This window comes from Salinisphaera sp. PC39 (assembly GCF_040361335.1).
Taxonomy (GTDB): Bacteria; Pseudomonadota; Gammaproteobacteria; order Nevskiales; family Salinisphaeraceae; genus APNM01.
The window spans coordinates 52,067-65,142 of sequence record NZ_APNM01000015.1; the positions used below are offsets into that span (position 1 = coordinate 52,067).

General features: G+C 70.9%; 12 protein-coding genes. 10 read left to right on the top strand and 2 right to left on the bottom strand.

The genetic code is table 11. The features are described from left to right. Positions 1-44 precede the first annotated feature (44 nt). From hrpA to PC39_RS13650, 8 genes are all read left to right on the top strand, one after another. Entirely contained in the window at positions 45-3,965 is a 3,921-nt protein-coding gene (gene hrpA / locus PC39_RS13615; RefSeq protein ID WP_353253950.1) for an ATP-dependent RNA helicase HrpA, read from the top strand. A gap of 86 nt (positions 3,966-4,051) precedes the next feature. Beyond that, a complete protein-coding gene (locus PC39_RS13620; RefSeq protein WP_353253951.1) occupies positions 4,052-4,579 on the top strand; it encodes a hypothetical protein in 528 nt (175 codons plus the stop codon). Next, entirely contained in the window at positions 4,576-5,445 is an 870-nt protein-coding gene (locus tag PC39_RS13625) for an RNA polymerase sigma-70 factor (protein WP_353253952.1), read from the top strand. The genes PC39_RS13620 and PC39_RS13625 overlap by 4 nt, the downstream gene beginning before the upstream one ends. Positions 5,446-5,542: 97 nt before the next feature. After that, positions 5,543-6,088, top strand: a complete 546-nt coding sequence (locus PC39_RS13630; protein WP_353253953.1) for a hypothetical protein — start codon at positions 5,543-5,545, stop codon at positions 6,086-6,088. Positions 6,089-6,117: 29 nt separating this feature from the next. Next, positions 6,118-6,354, top strand: a complete 237-nt coding sequence (locus PC39_RS13635; protein ID WP_353253954.1) for a hypothetical protein — start codon at positions 6,118-6,120, stop codon at positions 6,352-6,354. Then, positions 6,351-6,548: a DUF2283 domain-containing protein gene (locus tag PC39_RS13640; protein ID WP_353253955.1), complete on the top strand. Its 198-nt coding sequence runs from the start codon at positions 6,351-6,353 to the stop codon at positions 6,546-6,548. The genes PC39_RS13635 and PC39_RS13640 overlap by 4 nt, the downstream gene beginning before the upstream one ends. 95 nt (positions 6,549-6,643) lie before the next feature. Further along, positions 6,644-7,135 carry an anthrone oxygenase family protein gene (locus tag PC39_RS13645; RefSeq protein WP_353253956.1) on the top strand — a complete coding sequence of 164 codons (492 nt, stop codon included), beginning with the start codon at positions 6,644-6,646 and terminating at the stop codon, positions 7,133-7,135. Between the two features lie 37 nt (positions 7,136-7,172). Beyond that, positions 7,173-7,604 (top strand): VOC family protein, encoded by a 432-nt coding sequence (locus tag PC39_RS13650; RefSeq protein WP_353253957.1) that lies wholly within the window; start codon positions 7,173-7,175, stop codon positions 7,602-7,604. A 55-nt stretch (positions 7,605-7,659) separates the two neighbouring features. On the opposite strand, the gene PC39_RS13655 is transcribed toward PC39_RS13650, so the two are convergent. Together PC39_RS13655 and PC39_RS13660 are read right to left on the bottom strand one after the other, a co-directional pair. Further along, positions 7,660-8,673, bottom strand: coding sequence for an Lnb N-terminal periplasmic domain-containing protein (locus PC39_RS13655; RefSeq protein ID WP_353253958.1), 1,014 nt, complete (start codon positions 8,671-8,673; stop codon positions 7,660-7,662). Positions 8,674-8,725: 52 nt separating this feature from the next. Beyond that, positions 8,726-11,011, bottom strand: a complete 2,286-nt coding sequence (locus tag PC39_RS13660; protein ID WP_353253959.1) for a DUF1631 family protein — start codon at positions 11,009-11,011, stop codon at positions 8,726-8,728. Positions 11,012-11,332: 321 nt separating this feature from the next. On the opposite strand from PC39_RS13660, the gene PC39_RS13665 reads away from it, so the two are divergent. Both PC39_RS13665 and PC39_RS13670 read left to right on the top strand, forming a co-directional pair. Continuing rightward, the gene (locus PC39_RS13665; protein WP_353253960.1) at positions 11,333-12,580 is read left to right on the top strand and encodes a patatin-like phospholipase family protein; all 1,248 of its coding nucleotides are present in this window, start codon (positions 11,333-11,335) and stop codon (positions 12,578-12,580) included. 70 nt (positions 12,581-12,650) lie between these two features. After that, positions 12,651-13,022, top strand: a complete 372-nt coding sequence (locus PC39_RS13670; RefSeq protein ID WP_353253961.1) for a carboxymuconolactone decarboxylase family protein — start codon at positions 12,651-12,653, stop codon at positions 13,020-13,022. Positions 13,023-13,076 lie beyond the last annotated feature (54 nt).

Genomic DNA, 13,076 nt, shown 5'->3' on the forward strand with positions numbered 1-13,076 from the left:
CGAACGGCGGGACAGGCCGCGTTCGCGTTAGGATGACGTGCCTCATGACCCGCAGCCCCACATCCGACACGACGGCGGCCGATCCGCTGGCCGAGGTGCGCACCCGCGACCGGCATCGCCTGGCGAAGCGGCTGGCGGGCGCGCGCGACGCCGAGGCGCGGGACAAGGTCGAGGCCGCGATCGCCGCCAGCGCCGCGGAGACCCGCGCGCGGCTCGCGGCCCGGCCGCCGATCGGGCTGGTCGAGGACCTGCCGGTCGCCGCGCACGCCGACGACATCGAACGGGCGGTGCGGGAAAACCAGGTGGTGGTGGTTTGCGGCGAGACCGGCTCCGGCAAGACCACGCAATTGCCCAAGATCCTGATGCGGGCGGGCTACGGGGCCCGCGGCCTGATCGGGCATACCCAGCCGCGGCGCCTGGCCGCCCGCAGCGTGGCCACGCGCATCGCCGAGGAGGTGGGCGTGCCCCCGGGCGGGTTGGTGGGCTTCCGCACCCGTTTCGACGACCGCGTCTCGGATGCCACCCAGGTCAAGCTGATGACCGACGGCATCCTGCTCGCCGAGACCGGCCGCGACCGCTTCCTGAACCGCTACGAGGCCATCGTCATCGACGAGGCCCACGAGCGCAGCCTGAACATCGACTTCCTGCTGGGCTATCTCAAGCGGCTGCTGCCGAAGCGGCCGGATCTCAAGGTGATCATCACCTCGGCGACCATCGATCCGGAGCGCTTCGCCGAATTCTACGGCGGCGCCCCGGTGCTCAACGTCGAGGGCCGGGGCTACCCGGTCGAGGTGCGTTACCGCCCGCCCGAGGCGGACGGCCTGGAGCAGCCGGAGGCCATCGAGCGGGCGGTGCGCGAGCTCTGGCGCGAGGGCCCCGGCGATATCCTGGTCTTCCTGCCCGGCGAGCGCGACATCCGCGACACCGAGCGCCACCTGAGCCGGGCGCTGGCAGACGCCAAGGTCGCCGATCCCGAGATCCTGCCGCTATACGCGCGCCTGAGCCGCGGCGCCCAGCAGCGTATCTTCGCGCCCGGCTCGGGCCGGCGCGTGGTGCTGGCCACCAACGTCGCCGAGACTTCCCTGACCGTGCCCGGCATCCGCTACGTGATCGACACCGGCCTGGCGCGCATCAGCCGCTATTCGACCACCGCCAAGGTCCAGCGGCTGCCGATCGAGCCGGTGGCGCGGGCGAGCTGCGACCAGCGCGCGGGGCGCTGCGGGCGCGTGGCGCCGGGCATCTGCATCCGGCTCTTCGACGAGGCGGACTATGCCGCCCGCCCGGAGTTCACCGACCCGGAGATCCGCCGCACCAATCTCGCCAGCGTGCTCCTGACCATGGCCGACCTGCGGCTGGGCGATATCGCCGAATTCCCGTTCGTGGACCCGCCCGAGCGCCGCCACGTCAAGGACGGCAAGCGGTTGCTGGAACAGCTCCAGGCGATGGATCGCGACCGCATCACCAAGCTGGGCCGGCACCTGGCGCGGCTGCCGCTGGACCCGCGCATCGGCCGCATGCTGCTGGCCGCGGACGGGCGGGGCGCCGTCGCGGCGATGCGCGTGCTCGCCGCCGGCCTGACCGTGCAGGATCCGCGCGAGCGCCCGGCCGAGGTCCGCGACGAGGCCGACGCCGCCCACGCCGGGTTCACCGACGCCCGCTCGGATTTCGTCTCCCTGCTGCGGCTCTGGGACGCCTTCGCACGCGAGAAACGGGCCCGCTCGGGCAGCGCGCTGCGCAAGTGGTGCCGCGAGCATTTCCTGAATTTCATGCGCCTGCGCGAATGGGAGGACGTGGTCCGCCAGCTCCGGCGCGTGGGCGACGAGATCGGCTTGCCCAACGACCGGCCCGCCGGCCCGCTCGCCGAGACCGATTACGAGGCCCTGCACCGGGCGCTGCTGACCGGGCTGCTCGATCACGTGGGTTTCCACGAGGATCGCGGCGAGTATCTCGGCGCGCGCGGCCGCCGCTTCCGCATCTTCCCCGGCTCCGGGCTGGCCAAGCGCAGTCCCAAGTGGCTCGTGGCCGCCGAGCTGATCGAGACCAGCCGCCTGTTCGCGCATACCGTCGCCACGGTCGACCCCGGCTGGATCGAGGCCGAGGGTGCCCATCTGCTCAAGCGCGAGCACTACGACCCCCACTGGGAGAAGCGCCGCGGCGGGGTTGCCGCGCGCGAGCGGGTCAAGCTGTTCGGGCTGACCCTGTCCGACGGCCGCCGCGTGGATTACGGCCGCATCGACCCGGCGGGCGCGCGCGAGATCTTCATCCGCGAGGGGCTGGTCGGCTTCGGCCTGACCGACCCGCGCGGGCGGCCGCCGCCGTTCCTGGCCCGCAACCGCGACACCGTGGCGGAGATCGAGGCCCGCGAGGACCGTTTCCGGCGCCGCGACCTGCTGGTGGACGAGGAGACCCAGGCCCGTTTCTACGACGAGCGCCTGCCCGCGGACGTGCGCGACCGCCGGACCCTGCGGGACTGGATCCGGGACAACGGCGACGACGCCCTGCGCTTCGACGAGGCGACCCTGTTGCGGCACGCCGGCATCGAGCTGCCCGAGGAAGCCTATCCGGAAACCCTGCGGGTCGGCGACACGGCGGTCGAGCTGGTCTATCGCTTCCGCCCCGGCGAGCCCGACGACGGCGTCACCGCGCGGCTGCCGCTGCCGGCCCTCAACCAGCTCTCGCCGGAGCGCGCCGAGTGGCTGGTGCCGGGGCTGCTGGAGGAGAAGGTCCAGGAATACCTCAAGGCCCTGCCCAAGAGCCTGCGGCGCTCGCTGGTGCCGGTGCCGGACAACGCCCGCGCCGCGGCCGCGCGCATGGCCTTTGCCGAGGGCCGCTTCGAGGACGCGCTGCGCGAGGCCGTGCACGCCGAGACCGGGGTCGCGATCCCCGCGGATGCCTGGCGGGACGTCCGGCCCTCCACGCACCTGCGGATGCGTTTCGAGGTGGTGGGCGACGACGGCGACACCCTGACGGCCGGCCGCGACCTGGAACGCCTGCGCCGCAAGTACGGCGCCCGGGCGCGCGAGGCCGTGCGCTCCCTGCCCGACACCGGCATCGAGGCATGCGGCCTGACCGGCTGGCCCGACCGCGATCTCCCGGACGACGTCGAGCTGCGTCACGGCGGCGTGACCCTGCGCGCGGTGCCGGCGCTCGTCGACAAGGGCGACGCGGTGGATATCGAGCTCGTGGACGAGCCCGACAAGGCCCACCGGCTCCACCGCCTGGGCGTGATCCGGCTGCTGCGCCTGGATGCGCACAAACCCGCGCGCTTTCTGCGCCGCGAGCTGGACGGCCTCAAGCCCCTGGCCGCGCTCAAACCGCCCGAGGCACCGGCCACGGCGCTCCCCGAGGCGGGTGTCCTGGCGGCGCTGGCGGCCGATGACGATCCGCCGTTGGTCGCCGACCTGATGCACGCCCTGATCGCGGCCCGGGTCGGGGACGACGCCCCGCGCACCCGGTCCGGCTTCGAGGCACTCGCGGCCGAGACGGGCAAGCATCTGGTCGCCGACGGCGTGGCCCTATGGGACACGCTGCGGCCGGCGCTGGAGACCTGGAAACGCCTGCGCAAGCGCCTATCCGGCAAGGTGCCGCTGGACTGGATGCCGGCGCTGGAGGACATCAACGACCAGCTCGACCATCTCGTCCACCGCGGGTTCGTCAGTCACACGCCGCAACCGCGCCACCTGCGGCGTTATCTGGAGGCGATCGAGCAGCGCCTGGACAAGCTGGAGCAGGACGGCAGCGCCCGCGACCGCGAACGCATGCAGCCGGTGGTCCGGTATTGGCAGGCCTACAAGGAGCGGGCCGGGCGCGCCGCCGACCGCGGAGAGCGCCCCGAGGCGCTGCTGGCCTTCCGCTGGCTGGTGGAGGAATATCGGGTCCAGGTCTTCGCCCAGCCCCTGGGTACCGCGGTGAAGGTCTCGCCCAAGCGTCTGGATGCGGCCCTCGCCGAGTGCCGCGCCGGCTGATTGTCACGAACGGCGGGCCTGTCCCGTCCTTTCTCCGGAACCGCGGCGGCGGGCGCCGCGGCGATACGCCGAAACCGGAGACGCACATGGACAAGCAAGCGGCACATCGCGAGATCGAGGCCTTCGAGACGCGTTACGGCTACGACGGGAGCTATATGCACGAGTTGCTGGAGGCCTCGCCCGAGGGCTACGACCGTTTCAGGGCCTTCCGGCCCATGGCACTACACCGCGAGTCGGCGCCCACCGAGGCGTTCTATCTGGCGAAGCTCGCGGCCATGCGGCACGAGGATTGCGCCGGCTGCCTGCAACTCACCGTGCGCCAGGCGCTGGAGGCCGGCGTCGATGCGGCGGTCGTGCGGGCCGCCCTCGACGGCGGCGGCGGCCTGGAACCGGGCCTGGCCGACGTCTACCTTTTCGCCGTCGACGTGGCCGCCAATCGCCCCCGGGACGCGGCGCGCGACGCGCGGCTGCGGGAGACGCTGGGGGAGACCGCGATCGCCGAGCTGGCCCTGGCCATCGCCGGCGCCCGGGTCTTCCCCACGATCAAGCGCGCACTCGGCCACGGCGGCGACGGTTGCGCCCTGGTGACGATGGATCTCGCGGCCCGGCCATGAGTCCGGTCAGGGACGATATCGGCCTGTTCGACCGCCACCGGGGCGCGATGTTCGGGTTGGCCTATCGGATGCTCGGCGACGCCGCGGAGGCCGAGGACATGGTCCAGGAGGCCTATCTGCGGTGGGCCGGGCAGGGGCGGCCGACGCCGGCCTCGCCGGGTGCCTATTTCAGCACCGTGGTGACCCGGCTGTGCCTGGATCACCTGCGTTCGGCCCGGCTGCGTCGCACCGACTACGTGGGCCCCTGGCTGCCGGAGCCGCTCCCGGCGGACGAAGAGACCGATCCGGTGGAACGCGCCGACGACCTGTCCGTGGCCTTCCTGCTGCTCCTGGAGCGCCTGTCGCCGCCGGAACGCGCCGTGTTCCTGCTGCGCCAGGCCTTCGAACTCGACTACGCGGACATCGCCGCCGCCGTGGACCGCAGCGAGGCGCATTGCCGGAAGCTGTTCAGCCGGGCCCGCCGCAGCCTGGCGCGGGAAACGCCGCGCCACCGCCCGACGCCCGCCGAGCACGCCGAGCTGCTGGCGCGCTTCGCCGCCGCCTACCGGGACGGCGACATGGACGGCCTGCTCGCGGTGCTGGCCCCGGACAGCACCCTGGTCGCGGACAGCGGCGGCAAGGTGCCCGCCGCGCGTCGTCCCATCCATTCCGCCGAACGGGTCGCCCGGTTCCTGACACGCATCCGTCCGATCTCCTTCCGGCGGGCGCAGGCCGAATTCGTGACCCTGAACGGCGAACCGGGCCTGGCGCTGTTCGAGAACGGCCGCGCGCGCTCGGCCATTGCCATCGAAATCGAGGCCGGCCGCATCCGCGGCATATTCATCCAGCGCAATCCGGATAAACTGCGGCGTATCGTCCGGCCGTGATCCACGCCGGTCGCATGACATGCGTGCGACGGACCGGCAGAATGGGAAAGATATCTATCCGGATGATGCGGTCCGGGACAACAGGGAGTGGTCAGGCATGGCGGGATTCGGATGGCCGCGGGCGGCGGAAGCGACCGGCAAGCGGGTCGCCTTGTTCGGGGTATTGTTCGCGGCCTCCCAGATCACGATCCTGAGCATCCTGCACGCGGGGCGGGCCGAGCATGCCCTGATCGCGCTGCAACTTACGTTCGATGCGCATGCCTTCGCCTCGATCCTCACGCTGCTGGACGCGGCGCAGCAGCGGGCGCTGCTGCAGCACTTCTGGCTCGATTTCCTGCATCCCCTCTGGTACGGGCTGTTCGCCTTCCACGCCACGGCGCTACTGCTGCGTCGTCTCGGGGCCGCCGCGCGCTGGCGCTGGGTGCCGTACCTGGCCCTGGCGATGGCGGGGCTGGACCTCATGGAGAATCTGGTCCACCTGCCGCTGATCGCCGGCTGGATCGCGCCCACGACGCTGCCGGTCGCCTTCGCCGCGACCTGCGCCAGCCTCAAGTGGGCGCTGGCGGGTTTGCTGACGCTGATCGGCTGTATCTCGTGTCTGCGGCTGGTTGGCTACGAAAGAACGCAGCGGTTCAGGCGGTAGACCCTGGTACGCGGCAAAAGGAATTGCCATTGAAAACGACACGATATTTCGACACGACTCGCCGGCGACCGGATCGCGTGAATATCCGGGACGAGTGGATCGAACGTGCTGTCTGTCATCCCGAGCACGAGCAAATCCAGACAGATGGTCGTATCCGCCGCTGGATACGCATCCCGGAAATGGGGAACCGCCATCTCAGGGTTATACTGCTGGCTGACGGCGAAACCGTGCACAATGCCTTTTTTGACCGCGGATTCCAGCCATGAAAGTGAAGTACTTCGCCGATACCGATACGTTGTATATCGAATTCCGTGAGGAAGGCATCACCGGCTCCAGAGAGCTGGATGAGAACACATTGCTGGATGTCGATGCGGAAGGGAATGTCTGCGCAATCACTTTCGAACACGCCAGCGAGCGCACCGATGTAAAGCATCTCACGGTGGAGGGCATCGCGGCCTGATATTTTTTGAGGCCTGCGAATGTTCGCCGGCTGTCTGTCAAGCGGATCGCCGAACGACAAGATCGCGGGGGCATGCGCGTGTCGACAGTCGGGGTATGGGTATGGGATCGGCGGACAATCTGCTCTTCGGGCTGACCCTGGCCACCACCCTGGGGACGGGGCTGATGGCGGGGCTGTTCTTCACCTTCTCGGTCACGGTGATGGCGGCGCTGTCGCGGCTGCCGGTGGCTGAGGGCGTGCGCGCGATGCAATCGATCAATCTCGTGATCGTGAACCCGTTATTCCTGACGGTGTTCTTCGGCACCGCCGCCGGCTGTGCGGCGCTGTCGGTGGCGGCCGTCTGGCGCTGGCACTGGCCGGATTCGATCTATCCGCTCGCCGGCGGGCTGCTTTACCTGGCGGGCAACCTCGCGGTCACGGTGCTGCGCAGCGTGCCCATGAACAACCGCCTGGCGGCGGTCGACGGCAACGACGTGGAGACCGCCTGGGTCTGGCGCCACTACCTGTCGCGCTGGACGGCCTGGAACCACGTGCGCACGGTCACCGGGTTGCTCGCGACCATGTTCCTGAGCCTGGGCCTGCGCTGACCGCGTACTGAATCCGACACACGGAGGTGAGCACGACATGAACGACACGGCAAGGGACACCACGGCGACCATCATTCCCACGCTGCGGTATCGGGACGCGCCGGCCGCCGTCGACTGGTTGTCGCAAGCATTCGGCTTCGAGCCGCGCCTGGTGGTGCCGGACGGAGAGGGCGGCATCGCCCACGCCCAACTGGTATTCGGCAACGGCATGGTCATGCTCGGCTCGGCCCGCGACGACGATTTCGGCCGTCTGCAGGCGCCGTTGGCCGATCCGGCGGGCCCCGTCTCCCAGAGTCCCTACGTCATCGTCGCGGACGTGGACGGGCATCATGACCGCGCCGTGGCGGCCGGCGCCGAGATCGTGTCGCCACCGGCGGACCAGGATTACGGCGGGCGTCTGTATTCCTGCCGGGACCCGGAAGGAAACCTTTGGCACTTCGGATGCTACGACCCCTGGGAGACCGCCTAGCGTCGGGTTTCGCGGGCTAGCTCGCCGTTCGCCCGGTCCCTGTCGCGACAGGCTATTAGTCGGCGTTCGTCCGGATGCCGGGCACGCCCCGTCGGATCGCCCGCGAATAATCGTCCCCGTCCCCGGCTCGTCGGGCGCGTTCCGAGATGTAGCCGCGTTCACGCAGCGTGGCGTAGTCGTAGCCGGGTGTCAGGGTGCCCTGGTCGTGGGCGTATTCCGCGAGATGGCCGGACAGCAGCACGCGATAGTCCAGCGGCAGGCCGGGGGACAGGCCCCGCGCCAGGTTGAAGGCGACGGTGGTGCAGTTGCTGGTCAGGGTGTTGTAGAAGCGCGGCCGCCGCACCAGCGCCGACGCTTCCTCCAGAAAGGCCAGGAACAGGGCGCGTATCGCCGGCCGCGACAGGTTCAGCCGATAGAGATGGGTCCGCTCCTGCCGCACATTGGTGCGCAAGTACACGATGTCACGCTCGTCGGCGGCCACCAGGACCTGCTCGAAGCGCCGGAAGAAACCGCCCACCGGGGTGTACAGCTCGCCGCGTTCGCGGCGGATCTCCAGGGAGAAGGTCAGGTAGCGCCCGTCCTCGAAACCGAAGGACACCAGCGTGTGCGCGATATGCGGCCCGGTCCAGTAGCTCAGGATCAGATCGATCGAGCGCAGGGCCGACAGATCGTATTCGCGGGTCTCCCAGTGGCTATCGTAGTCCGTGCGGCTGCGCCACCGGAAATTCCGCACGTTGTGCAGCACCACGCGGTCGTCCTCGACGTGCGGCCGCGGCAGGCGGGCGACGTCGTCGGCCCACTCGCGGTCGTGCGAGGGACGCAGGCCCGCCCACCAGAGCAGGAGCGCGGCCGAGGCCACGGCGAAGGCGATCAGACCGGGACGCAGGCCGGGATGCCAGAGACCGGCGATGCCGGCGAGCGCGGCCAGCAGCCAGGCGGCGACGGGCAGGGTCCGTGCCGGCGGCGGCCAGGGCAGGGCGTACCACAGCGCCAGGGCGCCCCAGCCGGTCCAGGACAGCGCCAGGAGCGTCAGCACCGCGTTCAGCGGGAGAGTCTGCCAGGAAAGCACGAACCGGACGGCGCGGGAGGTCGGTCGATACGCGGGCGGCTAGGGCGTGGGCTTAATGCCCCAGGCGGGCGGACTGGGCCGCGATGATGCGTCCCAGCCGGTTGTCGAATCCCGGGATGTCATGGACCGGCTTGGAAGCGCCGGATTGCAGGTCGCGTGCGAGGGCGAGGGCGTCGCGCGCCAGCACGGTCTCGCCGCGGCGGTTGCCGAAGACCACCTGCGAGCCGTCGCGGTCGTATTCGATCACCTTCAACCAGCGTGTGCCGCCGTCCTCGCCCAGGCTCACGCGGAACCAGCTCGTCGGCCGGCAGACATCTTCCAGGAAATCCTGGACGTCCGGCGTGAGCTCGGAGAGCGTCCCCTCGGGCGCGCCGCGGGCGGACGACTCGGCCTCGGTCTCGGGGGGCACCCCGGAACCCGGCGCGGGCTGCTCGGCGGTGTCCGCGGCATCGTCGTTGCCGGCCTCGGCCCATTCCTCGCTGAGGTGGAAATTGCGGTCGTTGGCGGCATCCTCAGGGCGCGTCTCCGTGGCCCATTCCAGGCCCTGGAGCAGGCCGCGGCGCAGGCGCTCGGCGCGCGACAGGGGCAGGCGGATCTCGCGCAGGCAGCGGTCGGCCAATTCCTTGACCGCGTCGACCTGGTCGCGGCGTTCCTGCAGCGAGGTGTCGGCGGGCACCGGCTGCAGTGCGTCGACGATGCGGCGAAGGTCGCGCAGTCCCTCCAGGTAGTCACGGCTGTCCGCGCCGTGACGCAGTTCGCGCAGGCAGACCGAGGGACCCCAGGCCTGGCGCAGGAAGGGCTTGGCCGCCTCCGGCAGGTACTTGTCCTGGATCTGCTGGCGCAGCTCCAGGATCGCCCGCCGGCGGATGCGGGCGACGGTCTTCTTGCGATCCAACTCGCGGGTACGGCGGTCGCGGATGATCTTGATCTGCTCGTTGATCAGGTCGATGACGGTCGGATCCTCCTCGAACTCCGCCACGAACTGCTCCACCAGGTCCAACAGCTCGGCGTAGAGGGGGTCGTTCTCGTCGTCCATGTACGCGCCCAGGATCGCCAGCTCGTTGACCAGTTGGCGGGCGGGATGGTCGGCCTCGTCGAAGAAGCTCTCGTCGAGCAGCGCCGACTTGAACACCGGCGCCCGTACCCGCGACAGCAGCCGTCGCCCGGGCGGGGGCAGGGTATCGTCCGAGAGCAGGTCCGCGAACACCCGCGCCACGCGCGCGAGATGCCGGCGCTGGCCACCCGCGCCACCACCGGAGCCGCCTTGTCCCCGGCCGCGGGCCGCGTCGCCGCCTCCCAGGGCCTCGAACAGGGCGCCCAGCAGCCGGCGGCTGTCCACCGACTCGCCGGCCGCCCCCTCGGTGAGCGCGTCCAGGGCGTCGAAGACCCGGTCGGCATGGTCGCCGCCGGCGCCCGTGCCCGCGTTGCCGGCCGTGCCCCCGGCGCTCCCGCCGGACATGCCGCCGGCGCCGGGCGCCCCGGCGGCGCCACCGGCGGGACCATAACCGCCGGCCCGGGCGCCGTCATCGCCCTGGATTTCCGCCAGCCGTTCCAGCCAGCGCGCCACCGTCATGCTCGGTGTGCGGCCGTGGCGGTAATGCTGGGACGCCTGTCCGGGCGGCGGCTCGGCCGGTTCCGGCCGGGCCGGGTCGGCGGGTTTGCGTCGCCGCTTGGGGCGGGGCGTACGCGGCTCGAAACCGAAATCGGTGAGGGCCTGGCCCACCGGTTCGTAGATTTCCAGCAGCCGCGCGACCACGAAGCGGTCGAACAGCTTGTAGACCAGCAGCTTGACCTCGATGTCGAGGTCCGTGGCCGACATCGCGTAGTGGAAGGCGCCGTTCAGGGTGCGCGGCGAGAACGCCCACTTGTGGATGTGCACGCCCGGCCTGGCCGCGAGCTGCTCGAGGCCGTCCTCCAGCCAGGCGATATGGTCGCGGTAGCGCTGGGCGGCCTTGTTCACCATGTTGGTGACCGCGATCTCTTCCTCGACCACGTCCTGTGGCATGAGGCTGAAATCGTCGCTGTCCTCGCGCGGGGCGGCGTCGGGCAGCGTGCCGTCGTACACGCCCTGGCTCATGGCGCGGGTGAAGGCATCGTAGATGCGGGGCCGCTCGATGCGCAGGATGCGCATGGCGTCGAAGTGCAGGGTACGCTCGTTGTTGCTTTCGGCCTTGTCGGCCATGTCGAACAGGGCGTCGTCCGCCCCCTCGAACATCTCGTCGAGGATCGAGCGCAGGCCGTCGAAGCCGATCTTGCGGATGCGCTCCGCGAGGTCCGACGCCTCGGTGTCGCGGTGGGTGTCGATACCCACCACCTTGCGCTGCTTCTCGTCGCTCATCCGCTACTCCCTCCCGGAGCCGGGCTGTCGGACCCGGGCCTCCGCGGGCCGATCCTGCGGTAACTATAGGCATCCGCGACGCCGGATGGAAGGGCGGCGGCGTTATCGCACGAATCCGATACATCCGGCTAGGTTTCTGTTTGCATTGGGGTTGCCCGCGATGACCGGCGGTTGCGGCCCTTGCGCTGCACCACGAGGAGGCATCACGGGGCGGCAGGCATGGCATCCAACTTGCTAGCTATAGCGCATGAACGGCCATAGCGGGCAACAAGTGGCGACAATGGGGCGGGAACACGCGCCGCGGGCGTGGCGGGGCGCATCATGAGCGGGCGCGGGACACCGCCGCCGGGCCTGACGGGCCTCGCCCTGACCGCGGGCGGGGCGCGCGGCGCGTACCAGGCCGGCGTGCTCAAACGTATCGGCGAGCTGCCGGCGCTGCGCGGCGGTAGCTCGCCGTTCCGGATCGTCGCCGGTGCTTCGGCCGGCGCCATCAACGGCGCCGCCGTGGCCGGCTACAGTGACGACCTGCACCGGGGCACCGCGCGTCTCGCGGAGCTCTGGCGCGACCTGACCGCCGACCGGGTCTACCGCGCGGGCCCGCTGGCGATGCTGGGCAACGGCCGCCGCCTGCTCGCCGACATCGCGCTCGGCCGGCTCCTGGGCGCGGGACGCGTGCAGGCGATGCTCGACGCCGCGCCGCTGCGGCAGATGCTGGCGCGCGAGCTGCCGCTCGACGGCATCGGCCGGGCGGTACGACGCGGCGACCTGTACGCGCTGGCGGTCACCGCCACCGGCTACCATTCCGGCAAGTCCTACAGCTTCATCCAGGGCCGGTCCGGCCATCCGCTCTGGCACAAGAGCCGGCGGATCGCCCTGCGTGCCGATATCACGGTGGATCATGTCTGCGCCTCGGCCTCGATCCCGCTGGTGTTCCCGCCGGTAGCGCTGGATACGGGCGGCGTGCGCGGCTGGTTCGGCGACGGCGCGATGCGGCTCACCACGCCGCTGAGCCCCGCGATCCGCCTGGGCGCGGAACGGCTGTTGGCGATCGGCATCCGTTGCCGCGACACCGCGCGCCAACTCACGGACCGCGAGTTGTCCGGGGACGGCGACGATGCCGCTGCCGCGCTGCCGCGCCGGCCGCCGCTGTCGCAGATCTGCGGCGTCTTCCTCAACGCCATCTTCCTGGATCACCTCGACGCCGATCTCGACCACCTGATACGCATGAACGAGCTGGTCTCGGCCTACACGCGCGGCGCGGGGCACGGCCCCGAGACCCCCGATGTGAGCGAGCCCATGCGCGTGATCGAGCCGTTGGTGATCTCGCCGTCCGAGGACTTCGCGGAACTCGCCGGCGACATGGTCGGGCGCATGCCCGCCAGCGTGCGTTTCCTGCTGGACATCCTCGGCGAGCCCGACCCCCGCAGCGCCGATCTCACCAGCTACCTGCTCTTCGACCCCGCCTACACCCGCGCCCTGATCGACATCGGCTATCGCGACGCCGACGACCGCCGCGACGAGATCGAGGCGTTCCTGCGCGGCGCCGGCGAGACCGCGGCCGCGGGTTGATCCAGGTCAACCCGGCGGCGGGACGGGCGCCGCATCCTGCGGCGACCACGTGTCAGCACGGAGAACCAGCATGAGCGAACCGCGTCCCAATCCGATGCCGTATCCGGCACAGCTCGAGCATTTCAAGGCCTACATGGGCGAACTCGCGAATGCCCGCCCGGAGACCATGCGCGCATTCGATGCGTTGCATGCCGCCGCCGGCGCCGCCGGCGCGCTGGATGCCCGGACCAAGGAACTGATCGCGCTGGCGATCGCCGTCACCGCGCGCTGCGACGGCTGCATCGCTTTCCACACCAGCGACGCCCTGGCGGCCGGCGCGACCCGCGAGGAGATCCTGGACGCGCTGGGTGTGGCCGTGCTGATGGGCGGCGGGCCCGCCGTCGTCTACGCCACGCACGTGATCGAGGCGCTGTCACAGTTCGAGGCGGCCGCGCACGACTGAGGCCCCTTTGACAGCGCGCCGGCGGACGGCGAGCCTGGACCGCCAGGGCAGGGC